This window comes from Aminobacter niigataensis (genome assembly GCF_014200015.1).
GTDB lineage: Bacteria > Pseudomonadota > Alphaproteobacteria > Rhizobiales > Rhizobiaceae > Aminobacter > Aminobacter niigataensis.
Map to the genome: position 1 here is coordinate 557,830 of NZ_JACHOT010000002.1, position 16,903 is coordinate 574,732.

Here is a 16,903-nt window from a genome sequence, read left to right on the forward strand (position 1 = left end):
TTGAGCCCTCGCTCATAACGGGTCTGGTCCATGCTAGACCTCCTCCGGAACTTCATTCAGGAGCTACCTGATGATTTCGCCGACCAGGTCCGACGCCTCCAGCAGGACGGAATGCCCCTCAGGCCGGGCAGGATCCGGAGCCTGGCATCCGGCATGAGATCGCACAGCCATGCGACGCGTCGATCCGACGTCATTCTCTCCCGTCATGTCTCGAAAACAGCGTTGCGCGGCAAACGACGTTTTCCGGCCAGGCTGATATGTATACAATAGCCTGATCACACCGCTGGCAAATGAGATTCTTTGGGAGACTCGCCTCCCGATCCCAGCCAGGTCCTTGGCGGTCTCTCCAAAAGCAATAAACCTATCAAAAGCTTGTAGTTATCCACCACATTGCGGTCGGCAGGAACGCGCCCACTCCGCCGGATCGCGCCGAACTGCGGCCCATCCGCTGCAACGGTCGCCGGATTTCGTCAAAAGCCGTGTTGACAACCGCAAATTATATCCAATACGAATATCTAATAGTATACAATTTGGAAGGCTCGGGATTGGCCCGAACTTCCGCGAGCCCACCGGCTCAGAGGATCGCATGAGGATCAAGCTCATCAATCCGAACACGACCCAGTCGATGACCGATCTTATCGGCGACGCGGCGCGGGCGGTGGCGGCACCGGGGACTGAAATCCTGGCGGTGACGTCGCGATCCGGTGCTGCTTCGATCGAGGGTCATTACGACGAAGCGATGAGCATCATCGGCCTCGTCGACGAGATCATGGATGGACCCGCCGCCGACGCCTATGTCGTCGCCTGCTTCGGCGATCCGGGCCTGCTTGCGGCGCGCGAGCTCACCGGGGCGCCGGTGTTCGGCATCGCCGAAGCGGCGATGCACGCCGCGACCTTCGTTGCCACCGGGTTTTCGGTGGTGACGACACTTGAGCGCACGCGCATCATCGCCGAGCACCTCGTGCGCAACTACGGCATGCAGAACCATTGCCGCCGGGTACGCGCCACCGATGTGCCGGTGCTCGAACTGGAAAAGCCGGAATCGAACGCCCGCGCGATCATCCTTGCCGAATGCGAAAGAGCGCTCTCCGAGGACCGCTCGGAAGCCATCGTTCTGGGTTGCGCCGGCATGGCCGACCTGGCGAAATTCCTCGAGGACAGGCTGCAGGTGCCTGTGATCGACGGCGTGGTCGCCGCAGTCAAGTTTGCCGAGGCGATCGTCGGCATGGGCCTGAAGACATCGAAGCGCGGCGACCTCGCCTATCCTCTGCCCAAGACCTATCGCGGCAAGCTCGCCGGCTATGCGCCAGACACCCGGCTTGCCGACAGGTTGACGGCACGAAAAGTCAGTTAGCTTAGGGGTTTGAACAGCGTCTTGAAGTCGACGCGCACGGGGTGATCGGCAAGGTCGATCTGAGCCTCGATATGACGGAGGTGGTGGTCCATGTACTGCGCAGCTTTCTTGCCGTCCCGCCGCTTCAGCGCGTCCACGATCTCCTTGTGCTCGCTGTACGAACACGGCACTGCGCCCGGTGATTCGTACAGGGCGATGATCAGCGACGTCCGCGACACCAGTTCGTGGACGAAGTCGCGCAGCACCTCGTTACCAGCAAGCGAGGCGAGTTCACGATGAAAATCCCCGGAGAGCTGCAGCCGCCTTTGTTTGCTGTCTTGCTCGACTGCCTCCGCCTCGGCGCTCACCATGGCCGTCAGCCGATCGACGTCTTCCCTGGTGATCGTCGAGGCGAGCTTTTCGGTGAGGATGCATTCGACCCCGCGCCGTGCCTCGAACACCTGCCGCGCTTCCTCTATCGAGGGCTTGGAAACGAAGGCGCCCTTGTTGGGGATCAGGTCGACGAGCTTCTCGTGCGACAGCCGCTGCAAAACCTTGCGGATGATGGTGCGGCTGACGCCGAAGGCGGTCGCCAGCGCGTCCTCCTGCAACGGCGTCGCCGGCCTGATCTGGTGATTGATGATCGCCGAATAGATTTCGCCGTGGATGTGTTCGTCGGTCGGGCCGCCGCGCTTCTTGGTCTTGTCGGGGCTCGGCGGGGCGGCGGATTTCAAGGCGCGGGGCTCGCGTAACATGTCACGATCCTGATGAAACGGCATAGGGAGGACTAGGATGTATTCTATCCCGTACGATGCCCGCTTGGAACATGCCTTTTCCGCCAGCACAATCCCTCAAGCAAAGGCGGTGCAATGATGCATGGACACACTGTCGAAACCGGCGCTGTGCCGCAGATCCCGTCCGTTCTGGATGTACACAATCTGCGCATTGAATTCCCCTTGCGCCAGCGCTCGCTTGTCGCCGTCGACGACGTTTCGTTCAGCATCGGCAAGGGTGAGATTCTGGGCGTCGTTGGCGAATCCGGCGCCGGCAAGTCGCTGACCGGAAGCGCCCTGATCGGACTGCTGCAACCGCCCGGCCGCATATCGGGCGGTTCTGTTCATCTCTCCGGCCAGCGCATCGACGATCTGCCGCAGGCCGAACAGCGCAAGCTGCGCGGCCGCCACATCGGCGCGATCTTCCAGGACCCGCTGACCAGCCTCGATCCTCTCTTCACCGTCGGCCGCCAACTCACCGAAACCATCCGCGCGCATCATCCCGGCAATGCTGAAACCGCGCGTGCGAAGGCGCTGCAGCTGTTGCGCGAAGTCGGCATCGCCGATCCGGAAAACCGCTTCAGCCAGTATCCGCACCAGTTCTCCGGCGGCATGCGCCAGCGCATCGTCATCGCATTGGCGCTCGCCGGCGAGCCGGAACTGATCATCGCCGACGAGCCGACCACCGCCCTCGACGTCTCGGTTCAGGCCCAGATCATCGGGCTTCTCAAGCGGCTCGCGGCAACGCGCGGCACGGCGATCATGCTGGTCACCCACGATATGGGCGTCATCGCCGAGACCGCCGATCGGGTGGCGGTGATGTATGCCGGTCGCGTCGTCGAGATCGGGCCGGTCGACGAGGTCATTCACCGGCCGCGCCACCCCTACACGGCGGGGCTGATGGCCTCGATCCCCTCGCTCAACCGCAAGGCAGAGCGCCTCGCCCAGATCGACGGCTCGATGCCGCGCCTTGGCAGTTGGCCCGACGGCTGCGCCTTCAATCCGCGCTGCCCCAAGGCCGGCACGCGTTGCCGGACGGAGCTTCCGCGTCTGGCCGACGCCGGCGGCACATCCGCTGCCTGTTTCATCCACCAGGGTGGCACGCAACTCTGACTGAGACAGCCGCATTGCCAGCCCAAGGCAGCGCTGGCCCGAAGACCTGGAACATCGCGCGACGAGCGGCCCGCATTCCGCGGACGCTGCGCGCTTCTCGGCTTGCCTATTTCTCAGGCACATCATGTATACAATTGATGCATAGTTGCGCATACAAGGCTGTAGACGAAGCGTATTCGATGTGAAATCATCCCTCCTGTCGGCTCTCAACAGGCTGGGTTCCAGTGACAAGTGCTCGAGATCAGAACGGATCGAAATGGGCATTCCCCGACCCTCGGGGGATGAGAGGATCGCGACTTCGATTTTGTCACGCCGGCCACGCAGCGCTGTTGAACCACCTCAAGCCCCCGATGGATGCGGTGCCTTTCGGCACGCCCGACGCCTCGTCCCTCGGCCAGCCGGCATGTGAACGATTCAAGAATCCAACAAACAAGAACTGCGTGGGAACAGCCGATGAAAAACTACCTGAAACTGCTACTTCTCGCCTCGTGCGCCGGCCTGGCCGTCAACGCGGCTGACGCCAAGACGCTGCGGTTCGCTGAATCGCAGGAAATCAGCTCGATGGACCCTCACGCAGCGCGCGAGGATTTCACCCTCAGCCTGATCGGCAACGTTTATGAGGGCCTCGTCCGCTGGAACAAGGAACTGAAGATCGAGCCGGCCCTGGCCGAAAGCTGGGAGACCTTGTCCGACACCAAATGGCGCTTCCATCTGCGCAAGGGCGTTGAATTCCACAACGGCAACCCGTTCACCGCAGACGACGTGATCTTCTCCTTCGAGCGCGCCGGGTCGCCCGGCTCGCCCTTCGCCGGCCTGCTCGAGCCCATCGCCGAGGTGGTCAAGGTCGACGACCACACGGTCGACATGACGCTGAAGCGCAAATACGCATTGCTGCTCAACGACTTTGCCGGCTGGTACATCCTCGACAAGGAATTCCAGGAATCGATCGGCGCCCAGAAGCCGCTCGATCTGTCGACCAACACCGGCGGCGCGATGATCACGCAAGGGGTTGGCACCGGGCCGTTCAAGGTTGCCAGCCGCGAGCCCGACGTGAGGACCGTCTTTGCCGCCAACGAAAAATGGTGGGACAAGCGCGAGCACAACATCGACGAGATCGTCTACACGCCGATCGCCAACAATGCGACGCGCGTCGCAGCCCTGCTTTCGGGCGAGGTCGACTTCATCCGCAACGCGCCGCCCCAGGACGTCGCGCGCATCGAGGCCACGGCCGGAATGCAGGTGATGCGCGCGCCGCATCTGCGCAACATCTTCTACGGCATGGACCAGCAGTCGAAGACCCTGCCTGGCCTGGATTCCAATCCGCTCGCCGACGTGCGCGTCCGCAAGGCGATCTATCAGGCCATCGACGTCGAGGGCATCAAGCGTTCGATCATGCGCGACAACAGCCGTCCGTCGGCGATCATGATGGCGCCGGAACTGCCGTTCTACGACGCCAGCCTCGACGTCCGCTTCCCCTACGATATCGAGGCTTCGAAGGCACTGCTCAAGGAGGCTGGTTACGCCGATGGCTTCACCTTGCCGATGGATTGCCCGGCCGGTTCATTCATCAATGACGAGCAGATCTGCCAGGCAACGGTCGGCATGCTTGCCAAGGTCGGCATCAAGGCGCAGCTGACGATGCATCCGCCCGTGCAGTTCGACACCGAACTGCCGGCCGGCAAATATTCCTTCTACATGCTCGGCTGGGCCGGCCTGCCGACGCTCGACGCCTACAACATCATCTCGGCGACCTTCCATACGCCCACCGGCGACCTCGGCGCCTGGAACCCGAAGGGCTATTCGAACGCCCGGGTCGATGAACTGATCCCGCAGATCGGCACGGAATACGATGCCGAAAAGCGCCAGGAGATGATCTCGGAAGTCATGAAGCTGCATCGCGACGAGGTCGGCAAGATCATGCTGCACCAGCAGTTCCTGACCTGGGGCATGACCGACAAGGTCCATGCCATCGTGCCGGCCGACGAGTATACGCGGTTCTGGTACTACACGATGGACTGACGATTGATCGGAGGCTGGGCGCCCGGCGCCCGGCCTCCCTCTATTTCAGAGGCTGAGATGATTTCCTTGCTCGCCACGCGACTGACCAGCGTCATCCTCGTGATGCTGGTGGTATCAGCGCTTTCGTTCTCGATCTTCAACTTCCTTGGCGACCCGGTGAACAACATCCTCGGCGTCAACGCCACGCTTGCCCAGCGCGAGGAGTTGCGTGTCGCCCTGGGCCTCGATCAGTCGACATTCGTCCAGTTCTGGCGCTTCGTCGAACGCGCCGTGGTCGGTGATTTCGGCGTCTCCTACCGCAACCGCCAACCGGTGGTCGACCTGATCCTCGCCCGCCTGCCGGCGACGCTGGAGCTCGTCCTGTGCGCCACCGTCATCGCGCTTGCCGCTGGCATTCCGATGGGTGTCTACACCGCACTCAAGCCTCGCGGCTTGCTTAGCCGCACACTGCAGTTCGGTTCGCTGCTCGGCATCTCGATGCCGCAGTTCCTGATCGGCATGCTGCTGATCCTGGTCTTCTCCGTCGAGCTGCGCTGGCTGTCGGCCTTCGGCCGCGGCGACGTCGTCACGCTGGGCTGGTGGTCGACCGGCCTGCTCACAACATCAGGCGTCAAGGCATTGATCATGCCGACCATCACGCTTGCCGTGTTCCAGGTGTCGATGATCATGCGGCTGGTGCGCGGCGAGATGCTGGAGGTGGTGCGGACGGATTTCGTCAAGTTCGCCCGGGCCCGCGGCCTCTCCGACCGCGCCGTCTATCTGACGCATGCCCTTCGCAACAGCCTGTTGCCGGTCATCACCATCACCGGCCTGCAGATCGGCTCGCTGATCGCCTTCGCCATCGTTGTCGAGGCGGTGTTCCAGTGGCCTGGCATGGGCATGCTCATTCTCCAGGCGATCGAATTCGCCGACTTCCCTGTCATGGCGGCCTATCTCGCCTTCGTCGGATTCAGCTTCGTCACGATCAACCTGATCGTCGACCTGATCTATCTCGCCGTCGATCCAAGGTTGCGTGCAAAATGAGCCAGCTTGTCCTCAGACTGAAAGCAATCGGCAACAGCGAACTGGCCTGGCGGTTCAGGACCTCGCCACCGGTCATCTTCGCCACGGTCGTGCTGGTGGTGCTGGTCTTCTGCGCCGCCGCCGCCAACCTGATCGCCCCGCACAATCCGTTCGACCCGGCAACGCTCAACATCATGGATGCGCGCCTGCCGCCGGTGTGGATCGACGGCGGCTCCTCGACCTATCTGCTCGGCACCGACGAGCAGGGCCGCGACATCCTTTCCACCATCTTCTACGGCATGCGCGTGTCGATCCTTGTCGGCATCGCCGCCGTCGCCTTCTCGATGACCATCGGCGTGGCCCTCGGCCTGATCGCCGGCTACCTCGGCGGCTGGGTCGACGCCGTCATCATGCGGCTCGGCGACATCCAGTTGAGCTTCCCCACGATCATGATCGCCTTCTTCATCGACGGCGTCGCCAAGATCGTCATGCCGATCGGCATGCGCGAGGAAATGCGCTTCTACGTCGTCATCCTGGCGATCGGCGTCGCCGACTGGGTGCAGTTCGCCCGCACCGTGCGCGCCGCCACCATGATCGAGCGCCGCAAGGACTATGTTGCTGCGGCCCGCATCAGCGAGGTCGGCGGGTTCCGCATCCTGCTTGCCCACATCCTGCCCAACACCATCGGCCCGGTGTTGGTACTCGCCACGCTGGGCCTCGGCGTCGCCATCCTCACCGAAGCAATCCTGTCCTTCCTCGGCCTCGGCATGCCGCCGTCGCAGCCCTCGTTGGGAACCCTGATCCGCGCCGGCAACGATCTGCTCCTGTCGGGCGAGTGGTGGATCTCGCTGTTCCCCGGTGCAGCACTTGTCCTTCTGGTGCTGGCCGTCAACATAGTCGGCGACTGGCTGCGCGACGTCCTCAACCCCCGCCTCCGCTGAGACCACGGAACCTGCATCATGAACGATCTTCTGCTCACCAATGTTCGTCCCGACGCCGGTGCTCCGGCCAGCATCCTGATCGAGAACGGCCGCATTGCGGCCATCGGCACCGACATCAAGGCGCGCGATGACGTCAAGGTCGTCGACGGCAACGGCGCGATCGCCATCGCACCTTTCGTCGAGGCGCATGTCCATCTCGACAAGATCCTGTGGGGCCTGCCCTGGCACGGCATCAACGTGCCGGATTCGCTCAGGGCAATGATCGACAACGAGGTCGAGATCCGCCGTAGCCTGCCCTGGTCGGTCGCCGAGCGCGCCGGCAATCTGATGCGCCAATGCGTCGCCAACGGCTCGACCCATATCCGCAGCCATGTCGACATCTCGCCGGAATACGGGCTCGACAATCTTCATGGCGTGCTCGCGGCCTGGGAGAAGACCAAGCACGCCGTCGACCTCGAGATCGTCGCCTTTCCCCAGCTCGGCATGCTGATCGAACCCGGCACAGCCGAGCTGATGGAAGCTGCCCTCGACGAAGGTGCTTCGATCATCGGCGGCATCGATCCCGCCAGCGTCGATGGCGACGCCAAGGGTCACCTCGACACCATTTTCGGCATCGCCCACCGCAAGCAGGCCAAGATCGACATTCATCTGCACGAGCGCGGCGAGCTCGGGCTTTACGAACTGGGCCTGATCGCCGAGCGCGCCAAGGCGCTTGGCATGCAGGACAAGGTCATCGTCAGCCATGCCTTCTGCCTCGGTACGGCATCCCGAGACGACCTCGCCCGCATGATGGACCTGCTTGCCGAGGCCGGCATCGGCATCATCTCGGCGGTCCCCGGCGACATCCCCTTCCCGCCGATGTTCGAGCTCGCCGAATATGGCGTCCGTTGTGCCGTGGCCTCCGACTCGCTGCGCGACACCTGGAACCCGCATGGCAATGGCGACATGCTCGAACGCTGCTGGCTGCTGTCCTGGCGCAGCAACTGCCGCACAGATGCCGAGCTCACCGCGGCCCTTGACATGGGCACCAAGCGCGGCGCCGACCTGCTCGATCTCGACGGCCACGGGCTGGAGGTTGGTTGCGATGGCTCCCTGGTGCTGATCGAGGGCGAGAACCTCGCCCAGATCGTCGTCGACCGGCCGAAGCGCGCACTTGTCGTCAAGCGCGGCCTCGTCGTCGCAAAGGACGGCAAGTGGATCGATGGTGCCGGGTCATGAACGCAATCGTCACCGAACAACCCCTGCTCAAGGTTGCCAATCTTGGCCGCACCTTCGACGTCTCGGCGCCCTTCCTGCAGCGGCTGGTGACACGTGCGCCGCGGCGCAGCGTAAAAGCCGTCGATGGCGTCAGCTTCGCGATCAGTCCCGGCACGACCTTCTCGCTGGTCGGCGAGTCCGGCTGCGGCAAGTCGACGGTGGCGCGCCTCGTCGCCGGCTTGGAAAAGCCCACCCGCGGGTCGGTCGACATACGCAAGGCAGGCGGCGGGCGTGTCCGCCTGCAGATGGTGTTCCAGGATCCCGTCGGCAGCCTCAACCCGCGTTGGCGCATCGGCCAGAGCATCGCCGAGCCGATGGCGCAAAAGCTCGACCGCGCCGAGCGCCGCAAGCGCATTGGCGAGTTGCTGGTCACCGTCGGCCTCGCACCCAGCGACGCCGACAAATACCCGCACGAATTCTCCGGCGGCCAGCGCCAGCGCATATCGATTGCCCGCGCTCTTGCCGCCGAAGCCGAGTTGCTGCTGCTCGATGAGCCGACCTCGGCGCTCGACGTGTCGGTGCAGGCACAAGTGCTCAACCTGCTCAAGGATTTGCAACAGAGGCTGGGGCTGACCTACCTGTTCATCAGCCATAATCTTTCGGTCGTGCGTTTTCTCACAGACCGCATCGGCGTGATGTATCTCGGCCGTCTCGTCGAGGAGGGCCCGAGCGAAATCATCCTCGATAGTCCGCAGCATCCCTACACCAGGCTGCTGCTCGAAACCGTCCCCGACCTCGAAGCGCCGAAGCGCGATCGCGCGCCATTGGGTGGCGATATCCCGAGCCCGCTCAATCCGCCCAGCGGCTGCACCTTCCACCCGCGCTGCCCGCTGGCGATGGACGTCTGCAGCAGGGAACGACCCGAGCTGAAGCGCTCGGCCAGCGGCGCCAACGTCGCCTGCCACGCCGCAGAGGAATAAGACCGGCGCCACGGAAGCGCGGCCAAGCTTGGATCACTTGGTACGACTTGGCATTCGGAACTGACCAGCCTGGACTATGCCCGCCTAAGGCGCGGCGGCGGTTGCCTTCACCCCGACCTATAGATCCGCGCCTCTGCGACTGAGGTGTGCAGGACAGCGACCATGCGGGTCGCTCGATTGACCAGGCTTTGCGCCCCCTTCAACGACCGCTTCGCCTAACTACGGCCTGTGACAGACGCCTCAGCAAGGTGCCGTCTTGGCCGATGTCCACCCCTGTTTTCCTGCACCGGTTCGGCGATTGCTTTTGTGTACAATCTTGTATCAAAAATATATTGATTATGTATCCAATAAGTGCAACTCTTGGATTACGGAAACAGACTGAACGGCCCCGAGAACCCACGCTTTCAGGTCTTCGGGCTAATGCACTTCGCTTCTTCCGGTCAATTTCTGGCTGAGAGCCAGATTGGCCATGTGCGTGCAGCCGTTCATGGCCGTCTCTGTATTTGTATCCAATCTGCTAACACCCGAAACCGGGTGAAAGCGAGCATTTCGGGTACATGACGTTGGGAGTGAGGAGCGGTTTCTTTGCCGGCCTGGGCATTCGCCCAGGGAGCCGAAGGCTACCGCATTGCGTCAATCAAGCAGGCATGAGGAGGAAACATGGCCATGCAAAAAGATCTCAAGAATCAGGGCAAGGTCTCTCGACGCGCCGTCCTGGCCGGCATGGCAGGGGCAGCACTCACGGGGGCGATCGCATCCCGGGGGTTCGTCGGCAGTGCCAGCGCCCAGGGCAGCTACAAGCTCGACCTCGGTGGTTATGCCGGCCCCGAATTGTCCAGCGAGCCGGTGACGCTGCGCTTCATGCGCCAGGACTTCACCCCTGACGTCAACGCGCTGCTCGAAAGCGCCTACGCCGAGTTCAAGGCCGCCTATCCCAACATCTCGATCGTCGAGGAGAAGGTGCCTTACGGCGACCTGCAGAAGAAGCTGCTGGTCTACATCGCATCGGGCGACGCGCCCGACATCATGATGGGCCGCACCGATTTCACCGACGCCTACCACGCCGGCAGCGTGGCCCTGCCGGTCCAGGACTATCTCAGCGCCGACTACATCAACGACATCCCGGCCAACCTGCGTGCAGCGGCATCCTCGGGCGGCAACCTCTATTCGGTGCCCTGGGAAACCAGCGTGATGATGCTCTATTTCAATCGCGACCTGTTCGAGAAGGTCAAGATGCAGACGCCGCCGGAAGTCACCGGGCTCGACGGCGGCTGGAGCGACGAGGAGCTCGTCGCCAATCTGATCGAGATGAACGCCAAGCTCAAGGAAGCCGGTGACAACCAGTCCTGGGCGCTTGCGGCGGCTGGCCAGGGCAACGGCGGTCCGGGAGCCAACTACAGCCAGCTCGAAAGCATCTGGATTCGTTCCCAGGGCGATCCGAACGCGGCCAAGGATTCCGCCGCCTACAAGACCCTCATGGGCATCAGCGACGACGGCTTTACCGTCTCCGGCCACATCGACACGCCCGAGGCGATCAAGGGCATGCGCTTCTACCAGAGCCTGTTCGCTAAGGGGCTGACGCCGCTCGGCCCCGTGCCGAACCAGTATCCGGGCGGGCTCGCCGCGACCTATTTCGGCGGCCTCAACTTCACCAACCGCTTCCGCGTGCCCGGCAAGGAGCCCCCGTTCAAGTGGGGCGTATCGCTGCCGCCAAAGGGCAACATCGTCTTCAACGGCAATGGCTCGGACGCCCCGCTCGTCTGGTCCAAGTCCCAGCATCCCGCGGAAGCCGTCGCGCTGCTGTCCTATCTCTGCAACGACAAGAACCGGCTTGCCTTCCACAAGACCTGGGGGTCGATGCCGTCGCGTACCTCGCTGCGCGAGCAGATGAGCGTGTTCACCACCGAGCAACCGTTCAAGATGGCCCAGGCCCTGTCGGACGCCTCCTACAGCGTGCCGCGCAGCCCGGGTTACTTCGACTACTTCAACGCCATGAACCCGGCGGTGAAGGACATCGCGCTCGGCGCCGATCCGGCAAAGGTCCTGCCCGACACGGCCGCCAAGATCGACCGCCTGCTGGCCAAGTACCGGCGCTAGCCGCAAGGCCCATCACACCTGACGCGACGGCCCACCGGGCCGTCGCACGATGTCGCCTGAGCAAGCGGAGGAGAATTCCATGCGACCCACGACGGCACCTGCGCGCAAAAAGCGGCAGTGGACCGGCCAGAACAGCAACATGATCCTTGGCCCGGCAATGATCCTGCCGGCGGTCGTGGCGCTCGCCCTGTTCCAGTATCTTCCGCTGATCACCGCAGTCTTGAACAGCCTGCAATCTTTCAGCCCGTTCGACCAGTCATCGACCGGCTGGGTTGGCCTCGGCAATTACTTCGAGATCTTCGCCGACCCGGCCTTCCGCTACGCCCTGCTCAACACCTTTCTCTACATCGTGCTGATGCTGGTGATGACCATCCCGCTGGCGCTGGCGCTGGCGGTGCTGCTCGACCGGCGCCTGCCCGGAACGACGTGGGCACGCAATGCGGCGATCGGTGCACTCGCTGCCTCTGAGGCGGTGACCGCGCTGATCTGGAACCAGATGTACGAGCCCAGCAGCGGCCTGTTCAACGCCATCCTTCACGCAGTCAGCCTGCCCACGCAGCCCTTCCTCACCGGCGACAGCCAGGCGCTGGTGTCCATCGTCGTCATGACGGTCTGGAAAGATGTCGGCCTGCCGTTGCTGATCTTCTTGGCCGGCCTCCAGGCCATTCCACGCGAACTGCACGAGGCAGCCCAGCTCGACGGTGCCAACGACTGGCAGATTTTCCGCAAAATCACGCTGCCGCAACTGCGGCCCAGCCTCGTCGTCGCGCTGTTCATCATGACGATAACCGCCACCCGCATGTTCACCCCGATCCTGATCATGACCCAGGGCGGCCCCCAGGGGGCGACAACCAACCTGGCACTCTACTCCTACCTCCAGGGCTTTGAGTTCCAGTCGCAAGGCACCGCATCCGCAAGCGTCGTCTGCATGCTTGCAGTACTTGGCATCGTCACGCTCGTCCAAAGCTACGTGTTGCGCGAAAAGCAGGAGAAATAGGCCATGACCGCATCCTCCCTGACCCTGCAGGCGGAAGAGGGCGTTGACCGCACCGCGCGCCGGGCTGCCTTCCTGCATCGTGGCGCCAGCATCCTGCTGCTCGCCGTGGTCGGCGCAGTATTCGCCTTTCCGATCCTCTGGGCGGCAATGTCGTCGCTCAAGTCGACCGATGACATCATCACCGGGACCTACCCGCTGTCATGGTCGTCCTTCGTACCGCTGAAGGCGACGCTCGAGAACTACGTCTATCTCTTCAGCGAGCTGAATTTTCAGCGCAACCTGCTCAACACGCTGATCGCCGCCTGCGGCCAGGTCAGCGTCGCGGTGATCACTTCATCCCTCGCCGGCTACGCTTTCGCCCGCCTCAACTTTCCGTTCCGCGACGTCGTGTTCGGGCTGCTGTTGCTGACGGCCTTCGTGCCCGTCGAGGCGATCATCGTGCCGCTCTACCGGATCATGCACTGGTTCGGCCTGGTCTCCACCTACCCGGCACTTTTCCTGCCATTCGCCTGCAACCCCTTCGGCATCTTCCTGATGCGACAGGCTTTCCGCGATATCCCGGTCGAGATGGAGGAAGCCGCCCGACTCGATGGCGCGAGCCCGCTGCGCATCTTCTTTTCCATCGCCCTGCCCAACGTACGCCCCACTTTGGCAACGCTGGTGCTGATCCAGTTCATCTGGTCGTGGAACGCCTATCTCTGGCCGCTTGTCATCATGCAGGACCCCAACAAGCAGATCGCCCAGGTTGCCATCGCCAACCTCAAGTCGATCCCCAACTCGCCAATGGATGGCCCGCTGTTTGCAGCGGCAACCGCCGTGACGATCCCGCTCGTCATCCTGTCGATCGTGCTGCAGCGCTACTACGTCCGCGGCCTGGTCACGTCAGGAATGAAATAACCCGGCGCCGCGCTGGCGCCGACCGCACAACGAACCTGAAAGAGGAAAATCCGGCATGAGGATTGGCATCGACGGCCGCAAGATACCCGAGGCAGCAAAACGCGGCCCCGTCGGCAGTCTCGACCACGGCAAGAGCCTTGGCATGGCCGGCCTGTTCTACCGCACCGTGCTCGACATGAGCCCGACGCTCGATCTCGGCGAACTTCGCGCCATTCGGACCCGCGCCGACGAGCTTGGCATGTATGTCGAAACCGGCCTCGGCAAGGTCAATCCTTATGCCAGCCCGGAAGCGCCCGAACTCCGCCTGGTCGGCGATGGCGACATTGTTCTGGGGTTCCGACGGATGATGGAAGCCTGCGTTGCCATCGGCTGTACCGAGCTCTGGATCGCCACCGCCAACTACAAGCCCGTCTACAGCGCCCGCTTTGCCTACGACCGCTTCCGCACTGACGTGACCTGGCCGGAGCAGCTTGAGGCGACGAAGACCTTCCTCCTCAAGCTCGCACCGATTGCCCGTGACCTCGGCGTGCATATGAACATGGAAACGCATGAGGAGATCACGACCTTCGAGCTGCTGCGGCTGATCGAGGCCGTGGGCGAAGACGTCATGGGCGTCGTGCTCGACACGCTCAACCCGATGCAGCGCGCCGAACACCCGGTCTTCGCCGCCCGCCGTGTCGCTCCCTATGTCAGGCAGACGCATATCAAGGATGCCTATCTCGCCCATGTCCCCGGCGGCGTCACCATCCAGGCGCGCGCCTGCGGCGATGGCGTTGTCGATTTCCGCGAGGTCCTGAAAATGCTGGCAGCGCACAACCCGACGCTGAACCTGTCGCTCGAATGCGCCGGCCCGCGCGAGGCAAACTTCGTGCCGCGCCACACCTTGCTGGAGGTATTCGATCGCGACTGGCTGGCGAACCATCCGGATCTCAGCATCGAGGAGTATGCTGCCTTCCTCGAACTCGTGCAGGCCTACAGCGGCCGTATCGCGTCGGGCGAAGTGGCGAGCTGGGACGCCTATGTCGCCGCACCGTTCGACTACGAGGAGTCCGTTGCCACCATCAAGAAGAGCACGGCCCACCTTCGCGCCGTCTGCGCTGAACTGCAGCTTCCGCTCGAGGCCGCAGCATGATCGGCATCGTCAAGAGTTCATTGCCTGAAGGCCGGAACCTGGACGCGCGCACAGCCTTGCAGGCAGCCGCGCAGATGGGCCTCAAGGGCGTCCTGTTCAATTCGCTGTTCGACCTGAGCCCCACGCTCGATCCGGCAGAACTGCGCGCGGTGCGTACCGAAGCCGACCGTCTTGGCCTCTACATCTCGTCGATGCTGGGTGTGCTCAACCCTGCCTTGCCTTTCCGTGGCGAGCCCATAGCCAAGGCAGGCGGCGGCGATCTGGAGACGGGCGTCAAACGCCTGGTTCGCCTCGCCGCCGACATCGGCATCCATGACATGTTCTTCGTCATCGGCATGATCGAGGAGCGTTTCCATGAAACCGTGAGCTGGCACGACCAGCGCCATGCGCTCGCGGCAATGTTGCTGCGCTGCGCGCCGGTGCTGCGTGAGTGCAAGTCGAAGCTGCTGCTGAAGACCCATGAGGAGATCACCACTTCGGAGGTCGTTGCGCTGGTCAGGACTGTCGGCCCGGATCTCCTCGGCATCGCCTTCGATCCGGTCAATGTCGTCTGTCGGCTCGAAGACCCCGTCGAGGCAGCACGCCGCGTAGCGCCTTACGTCGCCCAGGTTCACGTCGACGACGCCATCGTCCGTTTCCAGGAAGGCGGCATCCGCCGCTACCTGGCACCTGTTGGCGAAGGCGTTCTCGACTGGGAAACGATCATTGCGCTGATGCCCGAGGCCCGGGTGTGGGTCGAGATGCACAGTGGCCAGTTCGCCATGCCCGTCTTCGATCCGGCATGGCTGGCCGCGCAACCCGACATCGTCCTTGTCGAATACGCTTCGGTGCTTGCCATGGCCACCAGCTTCGGACGGCGCGAGATGCGCTGGAACCAGGACACGCCGATCGAACGCCTGCCGCATGCCCTCAGGAGATTCCAGCCATGACCGACCTTCTGCTCCTCCACGGCACCGTCATCACCGTCGACCGCGAGCGCCGCATCATCGAGGACGGCGCGGTTGCCATTTCAGGTGACCGCATCGTCGAGGTCGGCACCTCGGCCGACCTCGAACCAAAGCATGCCGGCAAGAAGGTGATCGACTGCAAGGGCAAGCTGATAATCCCGGGTCTCGTCGACGCCCACGGCCATGCCGGCCATTCGCTGATCAAGACGATCGGCGCCGACAGCCCGTCGGTGTGGATGCGCATCGTCACCCCGACCTACTTCCACTACACGACGCGCGACTTCTGGTACGCCGACGGTCTGGTTTCAGGCCTCGAACGCCTTCGGGCAGGCGTTACCACCGGCGCCAGCATCATCGCCTCGATGCCGCGCAGCGACGATCCGGTGTTCGGCATCAATCATGCCCGCGCCTATTCGGAAGTGGGTATTCGCGAGATCCTCTGCGTCGGGCCGGCCGGACTGCCCTGGCCGCATCCGGTCACGCGCTGGGAGACCGGCAAGCCGGAGCGCCGGAACGTCAGCTTCGAAGAGATGATCGAAGGCGCTGAGGCGGTGATCGAGGCCTGCAATGGCAGCGCCGATGGCCGCATCAAGGTCTACCTGACCCCGTTCACCATCGTGCCTTCAGTCGACCCGTCCAACCCGACGACGCCCGACAAGGCGACCAGGCTCACCGACGACGACCGCATGCAGGCGCGCCGTGTGCGCGAGACCGCCCGCAAATGGGGTGTGCGCATCCATTCCGACGCCTTCGCCGGCCATGTCCGCATGGCTTTCCAGGACAAGGAAAACGCCCTTCTCGGCCCGGACGTGCACCTGCAGCACTGCATCGGCCTGTCGCATGAGGAGGTCGATATCCTTGCAGAGACCGGCACCCACATGACCCATTCGCCCGGTGGCCGCGCTCCGATCCTCGACATGATCTCGAAGGGCGTGAACGTCGCCATCACCTCGGACGGGACCGCGCCGCGCCGGCCGTTCGACATGTTCCAAATGGCGCGCATGGCACAGTTCGGCCAGCAGTTCCTGCATGCCGACCAGTATCTCCTGCCACCCGGCAAGCTGCTCGAGATGATCACCGTGGACGCGGCCAGGGCGCTCGGGCTCGAACACGAGATCGGTTCGCTCGAGGCTGGCAAGAAGGCCGATGTCACCATACTCGACATGCGCCAGCCGCACCTGACGCCCAACTGGATGTTCGTGCACCGCCTGATGTACCAGGCCGTCGGATCGGACGTCGATACCGTCATCGTCGACGGCAAGGTCCTGATGCAGGATCGAAAGGTGCTGACCACCAATGTGCGCGATGCACTCGATTTCGGCGAACGCGAGGCGCGCGCCCTGGTCGAGCGCGCCGGCCTGCAAGGCCATATGCGCGACCCGGGCTGGGGCAAGCTCAGCCGCACCTTCGACGAGCCGATCGAGCTGCCGCTGCCGCCTGCGGTCGACTGACGCTGCGACCGGCGCTGGGCCCGC

At 63.5% G+C, this 16,903-nt stretch carries 14 protein-coding genes; 13 read left to right on the top strand and 1 reads right to left on the bottom strand.

What is annotated here, in order from left to right:
• Positions 1-586 precede the first annotated feature (586 nt).
• Complete coding sequence (locus GGQ99_RS12595) at positions 587-1,354, top strand: aspartate/glutamate racemase family protein (protein ID WP_183262791.1); 768 nt, start codon at positions 587-589, stop codon at positions 1,352-1,354.
• Here GGQ99_RS12595 and GGQ99_RS12600 read toward each other — a convergent pair.
• Positions 1,351-2,088 carry a GntR family transcriptional regulator gene (locus GGQ99_RS12600; RefSeq protein WP_159091570.1) on the bottom strand — a complete coding sequence of 246 codons (738 nt, stop codon included), beginning with the start codon at positions 2,086-2,088 and terminating at the stop codon, positions 1,351-1,353. The two genes, GGQ99_RS12595 and GGQ99_RS12600, sit on opposite strands and share 4 nt — an antisense overlap.
• 114 nt (positions 2,089-2,202) lie before the next feature.
• Between GGQ99_RS12600 and GGQ99_RS12605 the strand changes: the two genes are divergently transcribed.
• The 12 genes from GGQ99_RS12605 (at position 2,203) to GGQ99_RS12660 (ending at position 16,879) form a co-directional block, all read left to right on the top strand.
• Positions 2,203-3,219 (top strand): ABC transporter ATP-binding protein, encoded by a 1,017-nt coding sequence (locus tag GGQ99_RS12605; RefSeq protein ID WP_246389561.1) that lies wholly within the window; start codon positions 2,203-2,205, stop codon positions 3,217-3,219.
• 453 nt (positions 3,220-3,672) lie between these two features.
• The gene (locus GGQ99_RS12610; RefSeq protein WP_108606413.1) at positions 3,673-5,238 is read left to right on the top strand and encodes an ABC transporter substrate-binding protein; all 1,566 of its coding nucleotides are present in this window, start codon (positions 3,673-3,675) and stop codon (positions 5,236-5,238) included.
• A 57-nt stretch (positions 5,239-5,295) separates the two neighbouring features.
• Positions 5,296-6,261, top strand: a complete 966-nt coding sequence (locus GGQ99_RS12615; protein ID WP_108606412.1) for an ABC transporter permease — start codon at positions 5,296-5,298, stop codon at positions 6,259-6,261.
• Positions 6,258-7,181, top strand: coding sequence for an ABC transporter permease (locus GGQ99_RS12620; protein WP_183262792.1), 924 nt, complete (start codon positions 6,258-6,260; stop codon positions 7,179-7,181). Before GGQ99_RS12615 ends, GGQ99_RS12620 begins: the two co-directional genes overlap by 4 nt.
• An 18-nt stretch (positions 7,182-7,199) precedes the next feature.
• On the top strand, positions 7,200-8,399 hold the full coding sequence (locus tag GGQ99_RS12625) for an amidohydrolase family protein (RefSeq protein ID WP_183262793.1): 1,200 nt from the start codon (positions 7,200-7,202) through the stop codon (positions 8,397-8,399).
• Positions 8,396-9,358, top strand: coding sequence for an ABC transporter ATP-binding protein (locus GGQ99_RS12630; protein WP_183262794.1), 963 nt, complete (start codon positions 8,396-8,398; stop codon positions 9,356-9,358). Before GGQ99_RS12625 ends, GGQ99_RS12630 begins: the two co-directional genes overlap by 4 nt.
• A gap of 660 nt (positions 9,359-10,018) precedes the next feature.
• Positions 10,019-11,455: an extracellular solute-binding protein gene (locus GGQ99_RS12635; RefSeq protein ID WP_183262795.1), complete on the top strand. Its 1,437-nt coding sequence runs from the start codon at positions 10,019-10,021 to the stop codon at positions 11,453-11,455.
• Between the two features lie 79 nt (positions 11,456-11,534).
• Positions 11,535-12,452, top strand: coding sequence for a carbohydrate ABC transporter permease (locus GGQ99_RS12640; RefSeq protein ID WP_159091569.1), 918 nt, complete (start codon positions 11,535-11,537; stop codon positions 12,450-12,452).
• Positions 12,453-12,455: 3 nt separating this feature from the next.
• Entirely contained in the window at positions 12,456-13,349 is an 894-nt protein-coding gene (locus GGQ99_RS12645; protein WP_183262796.1) for a carbohydrate ABC transporter permease, read from the top strand.
• Positions 13,350-13,404: 55 nt separating this feature from the next.
• Entirely contained in the window at positions 13,405-14,481 is a 1,077-nt protein-coding gene (locus GGQ99_RS12650) for a sugar phosphate isomerase/epimerase family protein (RefSeq protein ID WP_183262797.1), read from the top strand.
• Complete coding sequence (locus GGQ99_RS12655) at positions 14,478-15,410, top strand: sugar phosphate isomerase/epimerase family protein (RefSeq protein WP_183262798.1); 933 nt, start codon at positions 14,478-14,480, stop codon at positions 15,408-15,410. The genes GGQ99_RS12650 and GGQ99_RS12655 overlap by 4 nt, the downstream gene beginning before the upstream one ends.
• Positions 15,407-16,879 (top strand): amidohydrolase family protein, encoded by a 1,473-nt coding sequence (locus tag GGQ99_RS12660; protein ID WP_183262799.1) that lies wholly within the window; start codon positions 15,407-15,409, stop codon positions 16,877-16,879. Before GGQ99_RS12655 ends, GGQ99_RS12660 begins: the two co-directional genes overlap by 4 nt.
• The last annotated feature ends 24 nt before the right edge of the window (positions 16,880-16,903 follow it).

What these genes read in the sequence shown, in the direction of transcription:
- GGQ99_RS12595 (WP_183262791.1), top strand. Translation starts at nt 587, where the DNA reads ATGAGGATCAAGCTCATCAATCCGAACACGACCCAGTCGATGACCGAT.
- GGQ99_RS12600 (WP_159091570.1), bottom strand. Translation starts at nt 2,088, where the DNA reads ATGTTACGCGAGCCCCGCGCCTTGAAATCCGCCGCCCCGCCGAGCCCC.
- GGQ99_RS12605 (WP_246389561.1), top strand. Translation starts at nt 2,203, where the DNA reads ATGATGCATGGACACACTGTCGAAACCGGCGCTGTGCCGCAGATCCCG.
- GGQ99_RS12610 (WP_108606413.1), top strand. Translation starts at nt 3,673, where the DNA reads ATGAAAAACTACCTGAAACTGCTACTTCTCGCCTCGTGCGCCGGCCTG.
- GGQ99_RS12615 (WP_108606412.1), top strand. Translation starts at nt 5,296, where the DNA reads ATGATTTCCTTGCTCGCCACGCGACTGACCAGCGTCATCCTCGTGATG.
- GGQ99_RS12620 (WP_183262792.1), top strand. Translation starts at nt 6,258, where the DNA reads ATGAGCCAGCTTGTCCTCAGACTGAAAGCAATCGGCAACAGCGAACTG.
- GGQ99_RS12625 (WP_183262793.1), top strand. Translation starts at nt 7,200, where the DNA reads ATGAACGATCTTCTGCTCACCAATGTTCGTCCCGACGCCGGTGCTCCG.
- GGQ99_RS12630 (WP_183262794.1), top strand. Translation starts at nt 8,396, where the DNA reads ATGAACGCAATCGTCACCGAACAACCCCTGCTCAAGGTTGCCAATCTT.
- GGQ99_RS12635 (WP_183262795.1), top strand. Translation starts at nt 10,019, where the DNA reads ATGGCCATGCAAAAAGATCTCAAGAATCAGGGCAAGGTCTCTCGACGC.
- GGQ99_RS12640 (WP_159091569.1), top strand. Translation starts at nt 11,535, where the DNA reads ATGCGACCCACGACGGCACCTGCGCGCAAAAAGCGGCAGTGGACCGGC.
- GGQ99_RS12645 (WP_183262796.1), top strand. Translation starts at nt 12,456, where the DNA reads ATGACCGCATCCTCCCTGACCCTGCAGGCGGAAGAGGGCGTTGACCGC.
- GGQ99_RS12650 (WP_183262797.1), top strand. Translation starts at nt 13,405, where the DNA reads ATGAGGATTGGCATCGACGGCCGCAAGATACCCGAGGCAGCAAAACGC.
- GGQ99_RS12655 (WP_183262798.1), top strand. Translation starts at nt 14,478, where the DNA reads ATGATCGGCATCGTCAAGAGTTCATTGCCTGAAGGCCGGAACCTGGAC.
- GGQ99_RS12660 (WP_183262799.1), top strand. Translation starts at nt 15,407, where the DNA reads ATGACCGACCTTCTGCTCCTCCACGGCACCGTCATCACCGTCGACCGC.